20 protein-coding genes are annotated in these 19,846 nt (G+C 74.0%); 9 read left to right on the top strand and 11 right to left on the bottom strand.

The features are described 5' to 3' along the window. The first annotated feature begins 352 nt into the window (after nucleotides 1-352). Complete coding sequence (locus I8N68_RS26760; protein WP_200215259.1) at nucleotides 353-1,369, top strand: NAD-dependent epimerase/dehydratase family protein; 1,017 nt, start codon at nucleotides 353-355, stop codon at nucleotides 1,367-1,369. Nucleotides 1,370-1,466: 97 nt separating this feature from the next. Here the strand turns inward: I8N68_RS26760 and I8N68_RS26755 are convergent, their stop codons facing one another. Next, nucleotides 1,467-2,441 (bottom strand): Acg family FMN-binding oxidoreductase, encoded by a 975-nt coding sequence (locus I8N68_RS26755; protein ID WP_200215258.1) that lies wholly within the window; start codon nucleotides 2,439-2,441, stop codon nucleotides 1,467-1,469. A gap of 187 nt (nucleotides 2,442-2,628) precedes the next feature. Here I8N68_RS26755 and I8N68_RS26750 point away from each other — a divergent pair, with 187 nt between their 5' ends. Next, on the top strand, nucleotides 2,629-3,267 hold the full coding sequence (locus tag I8N68_RS26750) for a response regulator (protein ID WP_200215257.1): 639 nt from the start codon (nucleotides 2,629-2,631) through the stop codon (nucleotides 3,265-3,267). Nucleotides 3,268-3,294: 27 nt separating this feature from the next. On the opposite strand, the gene I8N68_RS26745 is transcribed toward I8N68_RS26750, so the two are convergent. From I8N68_RS26745 to I8N68_RS34040, 8 genes are all read right to left on the bottom strand, one after another. Next, nucleotides 3,295-4,971, bottom strand: coding sequence for a GAF domain-containing sensor histidine kinase (locus I8N68_RS26745; RefSeq protein ID WP_200215265.1), 1,677 nt, complete (start codon nucleotides 4,969-4,971; stop codon nucleotides 3,295-3,297). 95 nt (nucleotides 4,972-5,066) lie between these two features. Further along, nucleotides 5,067-6,077 carry an Acg family FMN-binding oxidoreductase gene (locus tag I8N68_RS26740; protein ID WP_372433855.1) on the bottom strand — a complete coding sequence of 337 codons (1,011 nt, stop codon included), beginning with the start codon at nucleotides 6,075-6,077 and terminating at the stop codon, nucleotides 5,067-5,069. Between the two features lie 176 nt (nucleotides 6,078-6,253). Next, complete coding sequence (locus tag I8N68_RS26735; RefSeq protein ID WP_200215255.1) at nucleotides 6,254-6,862, bottom strand: ribonuclease FAU-1 family protein; 609 nt, start codon at nucleotides 6,860-6,862, stop codon at nucleotides 6,254-6,256. A 176-nt stretch (nucleotides 6,863-7,038) separates the two neighbouring features. After that, on the bottom strand, nucleotides 7,039-7,905 hold the full coding sequence (locus I8N68_RS26730) for a universal stress protein (protein ID WP_200215254.1): 867 nt from the start codon (nucleotides 7,903-7,905) through the stop codon (nucleotides 7,039-7,041). A gap of 25 nt (nucleotides 7,906-7,930) precedes the next feature. Continuing rightward, on the bottom strand, nucleotides 7,931-10,333 hold the full coding sequence (locus tag I8N68_RS26725) for a phosphoketolase family protein (RefSeq protein ID WP_200215253.1): 2,403 nt from the start codon (nucleotides 10,331-10,333) through the stop codon (nucleotides 7,931-7,933). A 126-nt stretch (nucleotides 10,334-10,459) separates the two neighbouring features. Further along, nucleotides 10,460-11,290: a universal stress protein gene (locus I8N68_RS26720; protein WP_200215252.1), complete on the bottom strand. Its 831-nt coding sequence runs from the start codon at nucleotides 11,288-11,290 to the stop codon at nucleotides 10,460-10,462. Nucleotides 11,291-11,473: 183 nt separating this feature from the next. Next, nucleotides 11,474-11,638, bottom strand: a complete 165-nt coding sequence (locus I8N68_RS33215; protein WP_234040639.1) for a hypothetical protein — start codon at nucleotides 11,636-11,638, stop codon at nucleotides 11,474-11,476. Further along, entirely contained in the window at nucleotides 11,635-12,081 is a 447-nt protein-coding gene (locus I8N68_RS34040) for a PP2C family protein-serine/threonine phosphatase (protein WP_307812991.1), read from the bottom strand. Before I8N68_RS34040 ends, I8N68_RS33215 begins: the two co-directional genes overlap by 4 nt. A 131-nt stretch (nucleotides 12,082-12,212) precedes the next feature. Between I8N68_RS34040 and I8N68_RS26710 the strand changes: the two genes are divergently transcribed. The 7 genes from I8N68_RS26710 to I8N68_RS26680 all read left to right on the top strand — a co-directional run bounded on the left by I8N68_RS26710 (nucleotide 12,213) and on the right by I8N68_RS26680 (nucleotide 17,745). Then, nucleotides 12,213-12,449 (top strand): helix-turn-helix domain-containing protein, encoded by a 237-nt coding sequence (locus I8N68_RS26710; protein WP_200215251.1) that lies wholly within the window; start codon nucleotides 12,213-12,215, stop codon nucleotides 12,447-12,449. Continuing rightward, on the top strand, nucleotides 12,449-13,024 hold the full coding sequence (locus I8N68_RS26705) for a Clp protease N-terminal domain-containing protein (RefSeq protein WP_200215250.1): 576 nt from the start codon (nucleotides 12,449-12,451) through the stop codon (nucleotides 13,022-13,024). Before I8N68_RS26710 ends, I8N68_RS26705 begins: the two co-directional genes overlap by 1 nt. A gap of 64 nt (nucleotides 13,025-13,088) precedes the next feature. Then, entirely contained in the window at nucleotides 13,089-13,280 is a 192-nt protein-coding gene (locus tag I8N68_RS26700) for a YdeI/OmpD-associated family protein (protein WP_200215249.1), read from the top strand. An 84-nt stretch (nucleotides 13,281-13,364) separates the two neighbouring features. Next, the gene (locus I8N68_RS26695) at nucleotides 13,365-14,366 is read left to right on the top strand and encodes a diacylglycerol/lipid kinase family protein (protein ID WP_200215248.1); all 1,002 of its coding nucleotides are present in this window, start codon (nucleotides 13,365-13,367) and stop codon (nucleotides 14,364-14,366) included. Continuing rightward, nucleotides 14,359-15,360, top strand: coding sequence for a YihY/virulence factor BrkB family protein (locus I8N68_RS26690; protein WP_200215247.1), 1,002 nt, complete (start codon nucleotides 14,359-14,361; stop codon nucleotides 15,358-15,360). The genes I8N68_RS26695 and I8N68_RS26690 overlap by 8 nt, the downstream gene beginning before the upstream one ends. A gap of 81 nt (nucleotides 15,361-15,441) precedes the next feature. Beyond that, nucleotides 15,442-16,932, top strand: coding sequence for a phosphatase PAP2 family protein (locus tag I8N68_RS26685; protein WP_200215246.1), 1,491 nt, complete (start codon nucleotides 15,442-15,444; stop codon nucleotides 16,930-16,932). Nucleotides 16,933-16,941: 9 nt separating this feature from the next. Further along, nucleotides 16,942-17,745: an endonuclease/exonuclease/phosphatase family protein gene (locus tag I8N68_RS26680; RefSeq protein WP_200215245.1), complete on the top strand. Its 804-nt coding sequence runs from the start codon at nucleotides 16,942-16,944 to the stop codon at nucleotides 17,743-17,745. Between the two features lie 162 nt (nucleotides 17,746-17,907). On the opposite strand, the gene I8N68_RS26675 is transcribed toward I8N68_RS26680, so the two are convergent. Both I8N68_RS26675 and I8N68_RS26670 read right to left on the bottom strand, forming a co-directional pair. Further along, complete coding sequence (locus I8N68_RS26675; RefSeq protein ID WP_307812990.1) at nucleotides 17,908-18,819, bottom strand: alpha/beta fold hydrolase; 912 nt, start codon at nucleotides 18,817-18,819, stop codon at nucleotides 17,908-17,910. Then, nucleotides 18,816-19,778: a TIGR03557 family F420-dependent LLM class oxidoreductase gene (locus I8N68_RS26670; RefSeq protein WP_200215244.1), complete on the bottom strand. Its 963-nt coding sequence runs from the start codon at nucleotides 19,776-19,778 to the stop codon at nucleotides 18,816-18,818. Before I8N68_RS26670 ends, I8N68_RS26675 begins: the two co-directional genes overlap by 4 nt. Nucleotides 19,779-19,846: the final 68 nt, after the last annotated feature.

The following is a 19,846-nucleotide window of genomic DNA, read 5'->3' as shown; positions in this document are numbered from 1 at the left end:
GGGGAAAGTCACTGCCCGGCCGCGGGGCGGGGGCCTCTTCGCGGCGCCGGGACCATGTGTAACGACCGGCCGGCCGCCATCATTCCGGGGCCCGGTCACCGACCCGGTCGAGCGGGCCAGCTACTCAGTCGCACGGTGAATGTAACGCCCCCGGCCCCGCCACGATTCCGGCCTGCGGATGCCGGCGGTCACACCCGGAACCGGACATCGGACGCAGACCGGCCCACACCGGCGGCGCGAACCGGACAACCCGGGCACCACATCGAGGCCAGCCACCTCTTCTGCCCACGGCAGATCCGCTCACCGTGAACAGGTCTCGCGATCGCCCTGGGCGGCTGGGCAGGCTGGGCAGATGAGACTGCTGGTGCTGGGTGGAACGGGATTCGTCGGTGGGGCCGTCGTGACCGAGGCGGTACGCCGCGGCTGGTCGGTGACGGTGTTCAACCGGGGGCTGCACGGCGACGTACCGGTGGGCGTACGCCGGTTGCGCGGTGATCGGACCGCGCCGGACGGGCTCGCCGCGCTCGCCGGCGGCGAGTGGGACCTGGTGGTGGACACCTGGGACGGCGCGCCCCGGGCGGTGCGGGACGCGGCACGGGCGCTCGTCGGGGCCGCGGGGCACTACGGCTACGTCTCCAGCGGCTCCGTCTACGCCGAGCCGGTGCTGCCGGGCTCGGACGAGGACGCGCCGGTCGTCGCGGCGGCCGCCGACGCGCTCGACGGCGACTACGCCCACCTGAAGGCCGGCGGGGAGCGTGCCGCAATCGAGGTCTTCGGCGACCGCGCGCTGCTGGCCCGGGCCGGGCTGATCCTCGGGCCGGGGGAGGACATCGGACGGCTGCCCTGGTGGCTGGGCCGGGTCGCCCGGGGCGGCGACGTGCTGGCGCCCGGTCCGCGCGAGCTGCCCGTGCAGTACGTGGACGTGCGCGATCTGGCCGCCTGGCTGCTGGACCGGGGCACGGAGGGCGTCGGCGGCGCGTACAACGTGGTCAGTCGGACCGGACACACGACGATGGGTGAGCTGCTCGACGCGGCCGTCGGGGTGACCGGCGGCGGCGCGGTGCTGCGGTGGACGGACCCGGAGCCGATCCTCGCCGCCGGCGTCGAGCCCTGGAACGACCTGCCGATCTGGATTCCGCTCGGCCACGAGTACCGGTGGTTGCAGGAGCGCGACGTGACGCGGGCGTACGCGGCGGGGCTGGTCTGCCGCCCGGTGGCCGAGACGGTCGCCGACACCTGGCGCTGGCTGCGGGAGGTGGGCGGGGTGCCACCACGCGCCGGCCGGCCGGCGCGGGCGGCGGTGGGCCTGTCCCCGGAGCGGGAGGCGGCGCTGCTGGCCACGGTCGCGGGGCGCGGCGCGCCGGCCTGACCGGCGGCGGATCGCCGCAGCCACCCCCCGGTGCGGGCGGCGCCGGCGGCCCAGGCTGGGCCGGCCGCGCCACTACCTCCGGCGGTGACGTTCGGGGTCAGGCCCGCACCACCGACAGGTCCAGCACCTCGTCCACGGGGCGCCGCGGCGTCGGCCGCCCCGGCTGTCCGTAACCGATCCGCATCACCATCTGCGGGGTGCCGAACCGGCCGAGCGACAGCCGCAGCGCCTCCCGCGCCCCCGGCACCTCGATCGGCTGCGAGATCACCGAGACCGCCAGCCCGGAGTCGGCGGCCGTCAGCAGGACCCGTTGCAGGGCCTGACCGGCGATGATCTGATCGGTGGCGGTGTTCCCCGCCGAGCCGAGCACGGCGACCAGCGGCTCGGGCTCGAAGTCCCGTCCCGGCGCCCGGTTGCGCCCGCCGTAGCCGCGCTGCGGCAGTAGGTCCTGCGGTTCGCTCTGCGGGCCGCCGGCCGCCACCGGTACCCCGTCGGGGGCGGGCTCCGAGCGGATCCATGCGGTCCGCTCCGCCACGTACGCGGGATCGCGTTCCAGCACCCGGTGCGAGCTGCGGGCGATCTCCGCGAACGCGTTGACCGCGCTGGTGCCGATCACCAGCTCCAGCCAGCACTGCTCGGCGCGGGCCGCCTCGCCGAGCTGCCAGCGGGCGTCGGCGGGGACCGGGTCGGGCCAGAACGGCGCGCGGTTGCTGAACCGGCGAGGGATGGCCGCGTGCAGGCTCTGCTCGGCGGGGGTCGGGCGGCGCGGCAGGTCCGGCACCAGCCGGGCCACCACGTCCGGTTCCCCGGGGTACGGGCGGAGCCGGACCGTGGCCGGCGTGCCGGCGACGGCGAGGGACAGCCGCAGGTTGAACAGCGCCGCCCCGCAGGCGAGCCGGGTGCCCCAGCCGCTGGGGTCGGTGGCGGGCAGCCGGCGCCGTGGGTCGACCGAGAGCTCGATCCCGCCGTCGCGCAGCCGGAACCGCCACGGCTGGGTGTTGTGCAGGGACGGCGCCCGGACGGCGTCGGCGGCGGCTGCCCTGAGCTGCTCGATGGTGAAGCCGGTCTCCATGGTCTTGCTCCTTCCGTGGCAGGCCGTGCCGCCTCCCGGGTGGTCCGTCTCCACGGTGCGGCAGCCGGGGCCGGCCCGGGCAGGGCCGGACGTCCCGCCTGGTCGGGCCCGACTGCCCGGCGGTGGCGCGCGAGGCTCGGGACCTTCGGCCCGTGCGGCCGGGGTGGCGACCGGGTAGAAACAAGGGATGATCCGCGTGTTCCTGCTCGACGACCATGAGGTCGTCCGCCGTGGCCTTGCCGACCTGCTGCAGAGCAGCGGGGACATCGAGGTGGTCGGCGAGTCCGGCTCCGCCCAGGAGGCCACCCGGCGCATCCCGGCGCTCCGACCCGACGTGGCGATCCTCGACGCCCGGCTGCCCGACGGCAACGGCATCGACGTGTGCCGGGACGTCCGCGCGGTCGACTCGTCGATCAAGGGGTTGATCCTCACCTCGTACGAGGACGACGAGGCGCTCTTCGCGGCGATCATGGCCGGCGCCGCCGGGTACGTGCTCAAGCAGATTCGCGGCACCGACCTGGTGGACGCGGTCCACCGGGTGGCGGCCGGGCAGTCCCTGCTCGACCCGGCGATCACCACCCGGGTGCTCGAGCGGATCCGCAGCGGCGTGGAGCAGCCGCGCGAGCTGAAGAGCCTCACCGAGCAGGAGCGGCGGATCCTGGAGTACGTGGCCGAGGGGCTGACCAACCGGGAGATCGCCGGCAAGATGTTCCTGGCCGAGAAGACCGTGAAGAACTACGTCTCCAGCGTGCTGGCCAAGCTCGGCCTGGAACGGCGTACCCAGGCCGCGGTGCTGGCCACCCGGCTGCTCGGCAAGACCCACTGATCGGGCCCGGCCGCCGGGACGCCCCGGTCAGTCGCGCAGCGGGACGCTCCAGCGCACCTCGGTCCCGTGCGGGATCACCCGGCTGAGCTGGAAGTCGCCGCCGAGGCGCTCGGCCCGCTCCCGCAGGTTGACCAGGCCGCTGCGGGCCGCGTCCGGGTCGCAGCCCACCCCGTCGTCGGTGACCGTCACGCTCACCCAGCCGGCGTCGACCTTGACCGCCACGGCCACCCGCTCGGCGTGCGCGTGGCGCACGGCGTTGGACAGCGCCTCGCGCAGCACGGCGGTCAGTTCCGGGCGCAGGGTGTCCGGGACGGCGCTGTCGATCGGCCCGGTCAGCTCCAGCGCGGGCCGGTACCCGAGCGACTCGGCGGCCGCCTCGATCGCGTCGCGGATCTCGGTGCGCAGGGCGGCGCTCATCGGGGTGCGCAGCTCGAAGATGGTGCGGCGGATGTCCCGGATGGTGGCGTCCAGGTCGTCGACCGCCGCGTTGATCCGCTTGGCGACTTCCGGCCGGACGTTCATCGGGGCGGCGCTCTGCAGTTGCAGGCCGGTGGCGAAGAGCCGCTGGATCACCACGTCGTGCAGGTCCCGGGCGATCCGCTCGCGGTCCTCCAGGACCACCAGCAGCTCCCGTTCCTCCTGGCCGCGGGCCCGCTCCATGGCCAGCGCCGCCTGGCCGGCGAAGCTGCCCAGCAGGGTCACGTCGTCCTCGGCGGCGGGACCGTGATCGGGCCGGTGACCGATCAGCAGCACGCCGTGCAGGGTGTCCGCCGCGGCGAGCGGGGAGACCACCGCCGGCCCGGCGACCACCGGCGCCGGCCACGGCGCGGCCTCGGCGAGATTGTCCAGCAGCTCGTGCCGGCGCTCCGTGACCGAGCCGGCGAAGCTGGTCTCGTCGGCGGGCAGCACCGCACCGACGAGTTTCCGGGTCGTCCGCTCGTCGGCCCCGTCGACCACCTCGACGGTGAAGTGCCCGCCGTCCTCGTCGTAGAGCAGCACCAGCGCCAGTTCCGCCTCGGCGACCTCGCGGGCCCGCCGGGCCACCAGGGTCAGCGCGTCGGTCCGCCGGACCTCGCCGAGCAGCACCGAGGTGATCTCGGCGGTCGCGGCCAGCCAGCGTTCCCGCCGGTGGGCCAGGGCGTAGAGGCGGGCGTTCTCGATCGCCACGCCGGCCGCGGCGGCCAGCGCCACCACGATCTCCTCGTCGTCCTCGCTGAACTCCGCCGCGCCCTGCTTCTCGGCGAGGTAGAGGTTGCCGAAGACCTGGTCGCGGATGCGCACCGGCACGCCGAGGAAGCTGTGCATCGGCGGGTGGTGCGGCGGAAAGCCGTACGACTTGGGGTGCTGGGTGATGTCCGGCATGCGTACCGGGCGGGGTTCGTCGATGAGCAGGCCGAGCACGCCCCGGCCGTGCGGCAGGTCGCCGATCTTGGCGTGCAGCTCCGGGTCGATGCCGTGGATGATGAAGTCGTGCAGCAGCCGGTCGGGGCCGATGACCCCGAGCGCGCCGTACGTCGCGCCGACCAGCTCGCACGCTGACTCCACGATCCGCTGCAAGGTGCTGCGCAGGTCGAGGTCGGAGCCGATGACGACCACCGCGTCGAGCAGGGCGCGCAGCCGCTCCCGGCTGGTCACCACCTCGCCGACCCGGTCCAGCATCTCCTGGAGCAACTCGTCGAGACGGACCCGGGACAGCGGGCTCAGGCCCAGCGACGGGGTCAGGTGCTCCTGGCGGGGGTGCGGTGCGCTGGCCACCGGCCGATGCTATCGCCCGGCGACCGATGTCGGACGAGTCCCCGCTACGAAAGCTGGTCGCGCACCGCCGAGGTGTCGACGGTCTGCGTGGTGTCCAGCCGCGGGGTGTGCGGGGGCCCCGCGTGCGTCGGGTCGGCGATGCCCAGCCGCAGCGCGATGTACGGGAAGCCGAGCCCGGCCAGCAGCTGGCGCAGCACCTGCCGGGTGCCCTCCACCTCGACCACGCCGCTGAGCGGGACCAGGGAGACCCCGAGCCGGGTGGCGGTCAGCCAGGCGGCGGAGAGCGCCTCACCGGCCCGTAGCCAGCTGTCCGGTTCGTCCTCGGTACCCCAGAGGATGCCGTAGACGGCGGCGCGGTCGTGCCCGGGGCCGACCGGCAGGCTGCCGGGGCGGCCGAAGTCGCGGACCGGGACGGTGGTCCGCGGCGCCTGCTCGGGCAGCACCTCGGCCGGCAGTCCCGTCCCGGTGCAGGCCCGGCTGGTCCAGTACGCGAGCTCCTCGCGCATCTGCGGATCCTCGGCCTCGACCTCGGCGGCGTGCTGCGCCGCGGCGGCCAGCTGAAGCTTCTGCTCGTCGTCGAGCACCTGGAGGTTGACGCCCTCCCGGGTGGCCGCCCGGTCGATCTCGCCGAGGGCCGCCGTCGGCACCGGCTCCTCGCTGACCGGCCGGCGGTCGGTGTGCCGGACCTGCATGCACTGCACCATGTGCATCGCGTCCGGGTCCGCTCCCGTGTGCCGGAGCCCGGTCAGCCGGGCCAGCAGGTCCGGCTGCGCGGGGTCGGGCATCCGCTCCACCACCGGCGTCCAGCCCTCGGCGGCGAGCGCCAACCGGGCGTGGTGCAGCGCGGTGCCGCAGCTGATCCCCACCAGCCGGCCCTCCGGGTCGGTGGCGGCGAGCTGGCGGTCCCGGACCACCCGCAGCTCCAGCGAGCCGGGGAGGACCGTCCAGCGCCAGGGCTGGGTGTTGTGCACCGAGGGCGCGTGGCTCGCCATCCCGGCGGCCTCCGCCAGGGCGGTGGTCGGCGGGCGGTCCGTAGCCGGCGTCTCCTGGCTCATCGTCACGACCTTTCTGTTTCTCCCCATCGCGCCGTACCCGCAGGGGTCGGGGCGGGGTTGCCCCTCCATCCTCGGCCATCCAGCGACCGGCCGCACGGTACACCGGCCCCCCGCCCCCGGGCCCTTGGTCCCGCCGTAAACACCGGTTGCCCTGTCCGGCACCCGGCCGGCGCGACTCAGGCGAGGTCGGCCGGTAGCCGCAGCGCCGGCCAGTGCGGGTCGGGTCGGAAGTCGGTGTAGGCGCCGTCGAAAGGGAACTCGCCCGCCTCGATCAGCTTGGTGAGCCGATCGCCCTCCGCGCGCACCTCGGCTGCGGTCTCCTGGTCGAAGTAGAGCGGATGCCCGATGCGGCCGTCGAACTCGTCGGCGTCCTTCCACTCCCACTGCCGCTGCGGCGTCACCACGATGTCGAGCACGAGGTCATCGCTGTCGACCCCGTCGGGTCGTCGGACGTACGGCTCCTCCAGATTGACGTACCAGCCGGCGAAGCTGCCGGCCTGGAAGAACCACCAGACGGAGTGGGCCGCCTTCGGCGGCATGAGCACCAGGAGGTCGTAGTCCTGCCAGGTCAGCACGGTCAGTTTCGGGTCGCGCATCCGGTCGACGGTGAGCTCGTGCTGGGTACGGCCGTCCGCGTCGACGAGCCGGGCGAATTCGCTTCCGGCGGGGTGCCAGAGGAGCAGTCCCTGCTCGTCGTCGGCCAGCACCCGCATCGGCTGCGCCCAGGTGCACCGGCCGCCTCGCAGGTACCTACGGGTGATCACCTGCCCCGACTCGAAGACCATCGCCAGACCATAGTCGAGCCCGGACCGGCGCGGCGGCCGCGGCGATCGGGTCAGTAGGCGGCGGTGACGGAAGGCCGGTCCGCAGCGATATACCTGTCAGGCATATTTATGCCTGACAGGTATATCGCTCGTCGGGGCCATGCCGCCTGGGTCAGCGGGGTCGTCCGGGCCAGCGGTCAGCGTTCGCGGACCACCGCGACCGGGCAGCGCGCGTGGTGGAGCAGTTGCTGGCTGACCGAGCCGAGCAGCATCCCGCGCAGCCCGCCCCGGCCCCGGCTGCCCACCACCACGAGCTGCGCCTCCCGGCTCGCCTCGACCAGCAGGGCGGCCGGATTGCCCGGCACCACCCGCAGGTCGATCTCGACGTCCGGGAAGGACTCGCGCCACCGGGTCAGCTCGTCCTCGGCCGCCGCCCGTTCGGTGGCGGTGGCCTCCTCGGGGTCGAAGCCGGGCGGCACCCACCGTTCACCGGGCGGCTCCCACACCCGGAGCACCCGCAGCGGCACGTCCCGCTGCCGCGCCCGCTCGACCGCGAAGCCGAGCGCCAGCAGCGCGGACTCCGAGCCGTCCACGCCGACCACCACCGGCCCGGAAGTGGCTTCCTGGCCGTCCCGGACCACCACCACCGGGCAGTGCGCGTGGGAGGTGACGGACACCGCGGTGGAGCCGGCCAGCAGGCCGGCGAACCCGCCGCGCCCGCGGCTGCCGAGGACCAGCATCCCGGCCTGCGCGGAGCGTTCCTGCAGGACCAGGGCCGGCGGCCCGTCGAAGACCTCGCCGTGCACGGTCAGCCCGGGCCGCTCGGCGGCGGCGTCCGCCGCCGCCTTGCGGACCAGCTCCTCGACCTGCCGCCGGGCCTGCTCGTCCGGCCAGATGCCGGGGGCCATCCCCGGACCGACCCACCCGGCCACCGTCAGCCATTCGAAGACGTACGCCAGGCGGACCGGCCGACCCGAGCGGCCCGCCTCGTCCAGGGCCCAGTTCAGGGCGACCGTGGCGTCGGCGGAGCCGTCGTAGCCGACCAGGATGTCGTCCCCGCTCACCGGGCCGACCTCCGGGGAAGCCCGTTCACTGACCGCTCCGCAGGGCGGGATCGGTCTCCCGGATCCAGCGCCACTCGGCGACCCGGGGATCGTCCTCGCCGCACCGACGGGTGTAGTCGCGGCAGGACTGCCGGGCGTCGACCATCTCCTGCCGGAGGTGGGCGGCGCGGGCGGCGAGCCCGGGCACCCGGTCGATGACGTCGATGACGAGGTGGAAGCGGTCCAGGTCGTTGAGCATCACCATGTCGAACGGCGTGGTGGTGGTGCCCTCCTCCTTGTAGCCGCGCACGTGCAGGTTGTCGTGGTTCGTCCGCCGGTAGGTGAGCCGGTGGATCAGCCACGGGTAGCCGTGGTACGCGAAGATGACCTGCTTGTCCCGGGTGAAGATGGTGTCGAACTCGCTGTCGGGCAGGCCGTGCGGGTGCTCCGACGGCGGCTGGAGGCGCATCAGGTCGACCACGTTGACCACCCGGACCTTCAGCTCGGGCAGGTGCTGCCGGAGCAGGTCGGCCGCGGCCAGGGTCTCCAGCGTCGGCACGTCGCCGGCGCAGGCGAGCACGACGTCCGGCTCGCTGCCGTCGTCGCTGCTGGCCCAGTCCCAGATGCCCAGGCCGCGCCGGCAGTGCTGGATCGCCTCCTCCATGGTCAGCCAGTTCGGCGCCGGCTGCTTGCCGGCCACCACCACGTTGATGTAGTGCCGGCTGCGCAGGCAGTGGTCCATGGTGGAGAGCAGGGTGTTGCCGTCCGGCGGCAGGTACACCCGGACCACCTCGGCCTTCTTGTTGACGACGTGGTCGATGAAGCCCGGGTCCTGGTGCGAGAAGCCGTTGTGGTCCTGCCGCCAGACGTGGCTGGAGAGCAGGTAGTTCAGCGAGGCCACCGGCTTCCGCCAGGAGATGCCCCGGGTGACCTTCAGCCACTTGGCGTGCTGGTTGACCATCGAGTCGACGATGTGGATGAACGCCTCGTAGCTGGTGAAGATGCCGTGCCGGCCGGTCAGCAGGTAGCCCTCCAGCCAGCCCTGGCACAGGTGCTCGGAGAGCACCTCCATCACCCGGCCGTCGGGGGAGAGGTGGTCGTCGCCGGGGAGGGTGCCGGCGACGAACGCCCGGTCAGTGACCTCGAACGCGGCGCTGAGCCGGTTGGAGGCGACCTCGTCGGGGCCGAAGAGCCGGAAGGTCTGCGGGTTGGCGCTGATCACGTCACGGACCCACTGGCCGAGCACGCCGGTGGCGCCGACCGCCGGCTCGCCCGGCTGCTTCACGTCGACGGCGTAGTTGCGGAAGTCGGGCAGGTCCAGGTCGCGCAGCACGAGTCCGCCGTTGGTGACCGGGTTGGCGCTCATCCGCCGGTCGCCCTTCGGGGGCAGCGCGGCCAGCTCGGCGACCGGGGCGCCGGTGGCGTCGAAGAGCTCCTCGGGCCGGTAGCTGCGCAGCCAGCGCTCCAGCTCGGCCAGGTGCGCCGGGTTCTTGCGTACCGCGTCGATCGGCACCTGGTGGGCGCGGAAGGTCCCCTCCACCTGCTTGCCGTCGACCTTGTCCGGGCCGGTCCAGCCCTTCGGCGTCCGAAGGATGATCATGGGCCAACGGGGGCGCTCGACGGTGCCGCCGGAGCGGGCCTGGCGCTGGATCTCGGCGATCTCGTCCACCGCCCGGTCCAGCGTGCCGGCGAGGCTCTGGTGCACCGTGGCGGGATCGTCGCCCTCGACGATGTACGGCTGGTAGCCGCAGCCGCGCATCATGCCGAGCAGGTCGTCGGTGGGGATCCGGTCCAGCACCGTCGGGCTGGCGATCTTGTAGCCGTTGAGGTGCAGAATGGGCAACACCGCCCCGTCCCGGGCCGGGTTGAGGAAGACATTGGACAGCCAACTCCCGGCCAGTGGGCCGGTCTCCGCCTCGCCGTCGCCGATCACGCAGGCCACCAGCAAATCCGGGTTGTCGAACGCGGCCCCGTACGCGTGGCTCAGCGCGTACCCCAGCTCGCCGCCCTCGTGGATCGAACCCGGCACCTCCGCGGCGACGTGGCTCGGAATGCCGCCCGGGAAGGAGAACTGACGGAACAGCCGCGCCATCCCCGTCTCGTCCCGGCTCACCGAGTGGTGGAGCTCGCTGTACGTGCCCTCCAGCCAGGTGTTCGCCACGATGGCCGGCCCGCCGTGCCCGGGGCCGGTGACGTAGAGGGCGGACAGGTCCCGGTTGACGATGACCCGGTTGAGGTGCGCGTAGATCAGGTTCAGCCCGGGGCTGGTGCCCCAGTGGCCGAGCAGTCGCGGCTTGACGTGTTCCGGCTTCAGCGGCTCGCGGAGCAGGGGGTTGTCGAGCAGGTAGATCTGCCCGACGGTGAGGTAGTTCGCCGCTCGCCAGTAGGCGTCAAGCCGGCGCAGCTCGTCTTCGGTCAGTGGGCTGTGCAGGTCGAGAGCGGTGTCCATGCTGCAATAGCCTCTCGCGGCTCGGGGTGGTCTGCCACCCGAAGGCGGGAATCCGTTCGGGCCGGTCCAGCTTCCCCGCCGCGCCGGGTCCCGGTTCAGGGTCGTTGGTCCCGGAACGTGCGGGCGTCATGCCCGGCCCTCGGATTGCGGGTCGATGCCCCGGACCACGATCACCGGGCCCGGCGAGTGGTAGAGCAGGGACTGGCTGACCTCGCCGAGCATGCCCCGCCACGGCTCGTCGCCCCGCGCGCCGACCAGTGACATCTGCGCCGACCGGGACTGTTCGACCATGACGGTGTCGGGATCGCCGACGATGGTGTGGCACTCCGTTGGCACCCCGGGATGGTCTCGGCCGCACCGTGCCACGGCTTGTTCGAGCAGGTCGGCGCCCCCGTCGGGGCGGCCGGGTTCGACCACCCGGACGGCGAGCAGCCGGGCGCCGCGGCGGGCGGCATGGTCGAAGGCGAAGCCCAGCGCGGTGTCCGCGCTCGGTGAACCGTCCACACCGACCAGCACCGGGCCCGGCGGCGGTGGCTCGGGCCGCCCGACCAGCACCGGGCAGCCGGCCCGGGCGGCCAGTTGCACGGCCGGCGCGTCGGCCGGTACGCAGTCGCCGCAGTTGGCCATCCCGCCGTCACCGAGCGCCACCAGGAACGCCGAGTCCGAGGCGCGGATCAGCGCATCGACCGACGATCCCTCGACGATCTCGCCGCTCACCGGCACCGCCGGTTCGACCTCGCCGGCGACCTGCCCGGCCCGTTCGAGGAGCTCCTCGGCGGCGGCGCGCGGACCGGACACGTACGGTGCCTCCAGTGCGGCCGCCCAGTTGAAGGCGTGCAGCAGGTGCAGCGGGCGGCCGTGTGCGGCGGCGACGCCGGCGGCCTCCCGGACCACCTGGAGGTCCTCCTCCGATCCGCCAACGCCGACGACCACGGCACCGTGGGTGGGTGCGGCCATCCCGCCTCACCTCCCCGGCTCCGGGTAGGGCACGACCATGCTTCCCTCACCCACGGTATTCGCTGCCGTGCCCGCCCGGGGCGGGTTCGGGTCAGCGGAACTGGAGCCGGCTCACCCGTCCAAGACCCGGGTATCGAGCAGTCGCGGGCTGCGCACCGTGGCCCAGGCGGCGGCGGGGTCCGGTCAGCGCGGCGTGGGGATGGCCGGGTGGACCCGGACCAGCACGGCGGTGGCGTTGTCGTCGCCCCCCACGGCCAGGGTGGCGGCGAGCAGGTCGCGGGCGGCCCGCGCCGGGTCCCGGCCGGCCAGCAGGTCCCGCAGCCGGTGGTAGTCGAGCTGGTCGCTCACCCCGTGAGCCCGCCATGCAGCCGGTAGGCCCGCGAGTCGCCGAGCTGGACGATCCACGCCTGCTCGCCGTCGGCCTCGGCGACCAGGGCGGTCATCGTGCAGCCGGTCAGCTCGGCCAGGCCGGCGCCGGCCTGGCGTACCCGGGTCTGCGCCACGGCCGTCGCGGCGCGCAGCTCGCGCGGCCCGACTCCGGGCCAGCGCGTGCGGAGCCGCCCGACCAGGGTGTCCATCGCGGTCCGGCCGGCGAGCCGGCTGCCCTCGCCCGAGCCCATCCCGTCGGCCACCGCGGCGATCGGCAGCTCCGGGTCGACGTGCAGCACGTCGAAGTTCTCCAGGTAGCGGTGCCCGACCACGCTGCCGGCGACGATCTCCAGCGTGACGCGGCCGACGGTCAGCCGGCGCGCCGCCTCGACGGGTCGGTCCAGGAAGCGGCGACGGAACACCAGCGGACCGTAACACCGCCGCAGGTCGCGGCCGGTGTGCTCGACGCGTGTCGGTGGCCGCCCGGGGTGGCGCGCGACCGATTCTGTCAACGAGGGTTGACAGGATCCGGACGTCAACGTAAGTTGACGCCATGAGTCAGGCGACGGAACTCGCGGCGGCCGCCGGCAGCACTGACCCGAAGGTCGGGCTGCGGGCCGTGCTCGCCCTGCGCCGGCTGCTCGAACGGCTCGAGGTGATCCAGGTGGACAACGCCCGGCGGCAGGGCTGGTCCTGGCAGGACATCGCCGACGCGCTCGAGGTCAGCCGGCAGGCGGTCCACAAGAAGCACGCCGGGCGACCGGCGGTCCGAGGCAGCTGGGAGGCGTGATGTTCGAACGATTCACCGACCGCGCCCGCGACGTCGTCCGACGCGCGGTGGACGAGGCCCGGGCCGAGGGGCGGCGTCCCGTCGGCACCGAGCACCTGCTGCTCGGCGTCCTCGCCGACGACGGCAACCTGGCCGTACGGGTCCTCGCCGACCTCAACGTCCGCGCCGACGACCTGCGGGCGGCTGTCGCCCGGCACGTGGCCCGCGGTGGCGTCGGGCTCGGCGAGGCCGACGCGGCCGCGCTGCGGGAGATCGGCATCGACCTGGCCGCCATCGTGGCCCGGATCGAGGAGTCGTTCGGGCCCGACGCGTTGCGGGAACCGCCGCCCCCGCCCCGCCGGTGGGGCCTGCGCCGGCCCTCTGGCGGCCCCTTCTCGCCGCGCTCGAAGAAGGTGCTGGAGCTCGCCCTCCGCGAGGCGATCCGGCTGCGCCACCACCACATCGGCACCGAGCACATCCTGCTCGGCCTGCTCCGCGAGGGGCGCGGGCTGGCCGCGCTCGTCCTCACCGAGGCCGGCGTCGACCTCGACGACCTGCGTCGGCGGGTGGAGACGGCGCTGCGGGCGGCGGCCTGATGCCCGACGACGCCGAGCGGTTCCACGCGGAGTGCGCGGAGCAGTGGGGCGACTGGCTGGCCCGGTGATCGTTCCCGACGACCTGGCGACCGCTTTCGACCGCCACCCCGGTGCCCGGGCGCACTGGGACGCCTTCCGCCGATCGACCCGACGCGCCACGCTGGAATGGATAAGCCAGGCGAAACGGGCGGAGACCCGGCAGCGTCGGGTCGCCGAGACGGCCGAGCGCTCCGGCCGGGGCGAGCGGCCACGCTGACCGATTCTGAAACCTTCTGGCGCTGCGCGCCTCATCACCGTCAGTCGGCTCGCCGCCGCACCGGGCTTGCTGCACACTGGCGCCGTGGACAGCGGACAGGACAAGCCGACGGCACGCCCCGACGGGCCGCGTTCGGCCGTGGTGGTCAACCCGGTCAAGGTGGCCGATCTGGAGGAGTTCCGCCGGACCGTGGACGGCGCGCTCACCGCGGCCGGCTGGCCCGAGCCGACCTGGTACGAGACCACCGTCGAGGACCCGGGCCGGGGTCAGGCCGAGAAGGCCGTGCAGACCGGCGCCGAGGTCGTCTTCGCCTGCGGCGGCGACGGCACGGTGATGGCCTGTGTGACCGCGCTCGCCGGCACCGACGTGACGCTCGCCGTGCTGCCGCTGGGCACCGGCAACCTGCTCGCCGCCAACCTGGGTCTCTCCAATGACCTGGCCGCCGGGCTGGAGGTCGCCGTGGAGCGCGGCCGGCGCCGGTTGGACGTCGGCGTGGTCGACGACCAGTGCTTCGCCGTGATGGCCGGGATGGGCTTCGACGCCCAGATGCTCGACTCCACGTCCGAGGCCACCAAGGCCCGGATCGGCTGGCCGGCGTACCTCGTGGGGGCCGCCAAGCACCTGCGGGACCGGCCGATGCGGGTCACCATCCGGATCGACGACCGGTCGCCGCTGCGCCGCCGGGCGCGGTCGGTGCTGATCGGCAACGTCGGCCGCCTCCAGGGCGGCGTACGGCTGCTGACCGACGCCGAGCCGGACGACGGGTGGCTCGACGTGGCGGTGCTCACCCCCCGCACGCTCGGCCACTGGCTGGCGATGGGCTGGGCCCTGCTGCGCCGTCGGGGCAGCGTGCCCCGGATGGAGGTCTTCAGGGGCCGGACCGTCGAGATCACCAGCAACCGCGCCCAGCCCCGGCAGCTCGACGGCGACCTGATCGAGCCGGGCCGGTCGCTGAAGGCCGAGATCAAGCCGCAGTCGCTCTGGCTCTGCGTGCCGCGTCCCGCGCAGCACCCCGACCTGTCGGTGGACGCCGGGGCGGCGGCCGAGCGCGGCGAGCAGTTGGTGGAGGAGGCCCAGCGTGAGTAGCACCCGGATGGTGCCGGAGACCCGGCTGATGGCCCAGGAGGAGTTGTCCGCCGACGACGCCTGGCGCACGCTGCGCCGACACGGCGGCTGGCGCCTGCTGCGGGACGCCTTCGTCCGGTTCCGCTACGGCGACGGGTTCAGCCACTCCCGGGCGTTCGCGTTGCAGCTCTGCCTGGCCGTGGTGCCCTTCCTGATCGCGCTCACCGGTCTGATCACCGACCTCGGCGTCGAGGAGGGCGGCAAGGTCGTCGCCGACACCGTGCTCGCGCTCACCCCGGGGCAGAGCGAATCGGTCGTGCAGGACCTGCTCGCCGACGGTGAGCGCACCGAACGCGCCGGCGAGCTGGCGCTGACCCTCGGTCTGTTGACCGGCATGATCGCGCTCACCACCACCATGGCCCAGATCGAGCGGGGCGCCAACCGGATCTACGGCGTGGAGCGGGACCGCCCGGCTCTGGCCAAGTACCTGCGCGCCGCGGTCCTCGCGGTCACCGCCGGCGTGCCGGCGCTGACGGGCTTCCTGATCCTGGTCGGCGGCCGGGCGATGGGCGACTCGGTGCAGCGGCACTACGAGTGGGGCACCTTCGCCAACGCCGCCTGGGACGTGCTCCGTTGGCCGTTGAGCCTGGGGCTCACCGTGCTCGCCGTGGCGGTACTCTTCCGGCACGCGCCCCGGCGTAACCAGCCCGGCCTGTCCTGGCTCTTCGTCGGCGCCGGCATCGCCACCGCTCTCTGGTGGCTGGCCAGCCTGCTGCTGGCGGCGTACGTCAAGTTCAGCGGCGGCTTCGGGCAGACCTACGGCGCGCTGACCGGGATGATGGCCCTGCTGCTCTGGGCCAACCTGACCGGCCTGGCGCTCTTCGGCGGGCTGGCCTTCGCCGCCCAGCTGGAGGCGATGCGGATCGGCGTCGAGGAGCCGGCGCAGCCGGACCTGTGGGAGCCGGAGGCCGAACGCGAGGAGGTCCTCGACACCGGCGGGATGACCGCGCTCTGAGCCCCTCCGCGGCGCGCCGGGCGTGTACGCGGAGCCGGAATCGGGTACTGCGCGCCTCGCAGAAGACGAGGGAGGTGCGGGGTGACCGCGCTCAAGGAGACGACGCGACGGCCGCTGGGCCATTTCGCCGAGCGGAGCATCGCCGGGCTGCTGGTGATCGCCGGTGGCGGGGTCGGGTTCGGCCTGCTGCTGATGCTCGTCCGGTTCAGGTGGGGTCCGCTCTACGACGCCGACCACGAGGCGGCCGAGTGGTTCAACGGCCTGGTCGCGCCGCACCACCCCCTGGTCACCGTGCTGCAGGCGGTCACCGACCTGGGCGGCCGGCCGGTGCTGATCTGGCTGGTCACCATCGCGGTGGTCAGCCTGCTGATCCGCCGCCAGTCCCGGCTGGCGGTCTACCTGATCATCACCGGGGTCGGCGGGCTGATCCTCGACCCGTCGCTGAAGGCACTGGTCGGCCGGCTCCGGCCGGTGGTCGACGTGCCGATCACCCACGCCCCGGGCAACAGCTTCCCCAGCGGTCACGCGCTCGGCTCCTTCGTCGCGTACGGGGCGCTGCTGCTGGTCTTCCTGCCGGCCATGGCGCCCCGGTGGCGTAAGCCCGCCATCGCGATCGCGGCGGTGCTGGTGGCGCTGGTCGGGCTGACCCGGATCGCGCTGGGCGTGCACTTCGTCTCCGACGTGCTCGGCGGCTGGCTGCTCGGCGCGGCCTGGCTGGGCGTCACCGCGTACGCCTTCCAGCTCTGGCGCCGCGAGCGGGGCCGGCCGGTGCCGCCGCTGACCGAGGGCCTGGAGCCGGAGGCGGGCGAGGAGATCAGTCCCGCGCCGGCCGAGGAGCACGTCCTGGAGCACCCCCGCTCCGCGATCGCCGAGCTGCTGGTCGGCTGGGTCATCGTGTTCGGCGCGCTGTACGGCTTCGGGATGTTCGTCAGCTACCACGCCAAGGGCACCTTCCTCGCCACGCTGGACACCGAGGTGCCGCAGTGGTTCGCCGAGCGGCGCACCGACCCGCTGACGGAGCTGAGCTGGTGGTGGAGCAAGTTCGGCGACACCCACGCGATCCTGCTGGTGTCGCTGGTCTTCTGCCCCCTGGTGCTGGCGATCTGGCGGCGCTGGCGGCCGGTGCTCTTCGTGGTGCTGGCGATGTTCGGCGAGCTGAGCCTCTTCCTGGCCTCGGCCCGGGTGGTCGAGCGGCCCCGACCGCCGGTACAGAACCTGGACGGCCAGATGCCGACCTCGTCCTTCCCGTCCGGGCACATCGCCGCGACGATCTGCCTGTGGAGCGCGATGGCGATCATCGTGTTCGCCCGTACCGACCGCTGGTGGCGCTGGCTGTTCGTGGCGCTGGCGGTGATCATGCCGGTCGGTGTGGCCACCTCGCGGATGTACCGGGGCATGCACCACCCGACCGACTTCATGGGCGCGATCCTGCTCGGCGCGCTCTGGATCGGCCTGCTCTACTGGGTGGTGCGGCCCAACGCCGACGTGCACCAGGGCAACCGGCCGGCGATCGGGTCGGGGCAGGTGCACGAGCTGGACGACGAGCTGGCCAGGGCCGGCCGGGAGGACTGACCGGCGCCGATGCTGCGGGTGATGACCTGGAACATCAGGACGGGCGGCCGGGACCGTGACGGGACCGACCGGCTGGACCGGGTGGTGCGGGTCGTCACCGCGCAGCGGCCCGACGTGCTCGCCCTGCAGGAGCTGCGGGGTTTCGACCGGGGCGGCCTGCTGGCCGATCTGGCGGGCCGGCTGGGGATGGCGCCGCACCTGGCCCGGTCCTGCTTCGGCCAGCCGGTCGCGGTGCTGGTCCGCCCGTCGCTGCGGGTGCTCTCCGCGGGGCCGGTACGCCGGCCGTTCCACCACGCGGCCGCCCGGGTGGCGGTGGCCACGCAGGCCGGGCCGCTGACCGTGTTCAGCACCCATCTGAACCCGTACTCCGGCGGCCGGCGGCGGATGGAGGCCGACTGGCTGGCCGCGGCGCTGCGGCGCTCCGGCGGCCCGCTGGCCCTGCTCGCCGGTGACCTCAACACCCTGGACCCGACGGTCGACCACACCGCGCGGCTGGCCGGGCTGCCCGCCCTGTACCAGCGCCGGCACCTGCGCCGGGACGGCCGTACGGTCGACACCCGCGCGGTGTCCCGACTGCTCGACGCCGGCCTGGTGGACCTGTGGCCGCGCTCCGGCGGCGCCGAGCCGGACGGGCTGACCGTGCCGACCCGGCACGGCGGGGCCGAGTTCGCCGCGATGCGCCTGGACTACCTGCTGGCCACCCCGGCGGTGGCCGCGCTGTCCCGCGGGGTCCGGGTGGTCCGGGACGGGGACGCCGACCGGGCCTCCGACCACTACCCGGTGGTCGCCGAGCTGGCCCTGACCGCCGGCTGACCGGGGCTGCGGCCGTTGCCGCGGGGTCGCGGTGCAGCTCAGAGCAGCAGGTTGAGCAGGACGGTCAGCACGATCGAGGCGACCAGCGAGAAGAGGATCATCAGGAGGCAGCCGAGGCCCCCGCCGAGGGGACGGATCTCCACGTTGCCGATGCGCATGGATTCAGCCCTTCAGCGCGGGGGTCAGCAGGGCGCGGATCGCGTCGGTCACCTGCGCCGGTGCGGTGGTGGCGACGTTGTGCGCGGCGCCCGGCACGCTGACCGTGCGGGCGGCGGGGACGAGCCGGGCCACCTGCTCCCGCCAGGCCGCCGGGACCACCGGGTCGCGGGCCCCGGCCACCACCAGCGTCGGCGCGGCGATCCGCACCAGATCCGCCTCGATCGCGTTGCGGACCGAGTGGGTCAGCGTGGCGTAGACCCGCCACGGGCGGGCGTCCCAGACGTCGCGGAGCAGGATCGGTGCCTGCGCCGGGGCCTCCCGCAGGGTGTCCACCAACCACCGCCCGAACTGACCGCGCCGGGACCGGGCCGCCCGGTCGCTGGTCGGGCCGGCGAGCACCAGGGCGTGCACCAAATCGGGCCGGTCGGCGGCGAGCCGGGCGGCGACCTCGGCGCCGAACGAGTGCCCGAGCAGGCAGACCGGCCCCAGCCGGTACGTGGCGAGCCAGGCGGCCAGGTACGCGGCGTGCCGGGCGACGTCGTACGCGGTGCCGGGGCGCTCGGTCAACCCGAAGCCGGGCAGGTCCGGGACGTACACCGGATACCTGGTCGACAGCGCCACGGCGAGTGGGGTGAGGTAGCGGTGCGAGACGGCGAGGCCGTGCACCAGCAGCACCGGCGGCGCGCCGGTACCCGGGTCGGCGGACCGCCGGGTGTGCGACCGCAGCCCGGCCACGAGCCGGAACTCGCTGGTCAGCCCGGCGGCCGGCTGGGGCGCCGCCAGGGCGAGCCGCAGCTCGGCCAGCGCGAACCGACCGGCGGGCGAGATCGGGTGGGGCGCCGACGAGGCCGCCCCGGATCGTCGCCCCGCCGCCAGCGGCGATCGAGGTCGGGGTCGGGGCCGGGTGAGGCTCACAGCTCGCGCAGTCGGGGCAGCAGCTGCTCCTGCGCCCAGTCCAGGAACATCGGCTGGGTGTCGCCGCCCACCTGGACGATCGCCACGTGGGTGAAGCCGGTGTCGACGAACTTCTTGAACGCCTCGACGTGCTTGTCGACGTCCGGACCGCAGGAGATGCCCTCGGCGACGTCCTCCTCCCTGACGAACTGGGTGGCGGCGGCGAACGACTCCGGGCCGGGCAGGTCAGCGTTGACCTTCCAGCCCAGGCCGAACCAGCGGAACTGGTCGTGCACGAGCTTGCGGCACTCCGCCTCGTCGGGGCCATAGCAGATCGCCACCTGGCCGAAGCGGGGCTGGCCGGCGCCGCCCGCGTCGTCGTACATCTGGATGAGGTGCGGGTCGGGTTCGGTGGCGACGAGGCCGTTGCCGTACTCGGCGGCGAGGGTGGCGGACTGCCGGCCGGAGGCGGCGATGGCTGTCGGCACCGGGCGGTCCGGCCGGTCCCAGAGGTACGCGTCCGGGACGTCGAAGTGGTTGCCGGAGAAGGTCAGCGTCTCGCCGTTGAGCAGCGGCCGGATGATCTGCAGGGCCTCCTCGAACATCTCGTGCCGCTGCTGGACGTGTGGCCAGCCGCCGATCACGTGCTCGTTGAGGTTCTCGCCGGCACCGAGGCCGAGGGTGAACCGGCCGTCGGAGAGCACCCCGACGGTGCTGGCCTTCTGCGCGACCACGGCCGGGTGGTACCGGCGGATCGGGCAGGTCACGAAGGACATCAGTTCGGCCCGGCTGGTGGCGTGGGCGACCGCCCCGAGCACCGACCAGGCGTACGGCGAGTGCCCCTGGGAGTCCAGCCACGGGTAGTAGTGGTCGGACATCACGAGCTGGTCGAAGCCGGCCGCCTCGGCCCGTACCGCGTAGTCGACCAGCTGTTTCGGGCCGGCCTGCTCGCACATCAGGGTGTAGCCGACGCTGACCATGGTGGTCCTCCTTCCGGGCGATCGTCACCGGTTACCCCGCCGCGCGGGGGTCAACCCTGGTGTCCCCT

Source organism: Micromonospora coerulea (assembly GCF_016598485.1).
Lineage (GTDB): Bacteria > Actinomycetota > Actinomycetes > Mycobacteriales > Micromonosporaceae > Micromonospora > Micromonospora coerulea.
The sequence above is the reverse complement of the archived record's forward strand: the minus strand, read 5'-3'. Positions and strand labels throughout refer to the sequence as shown.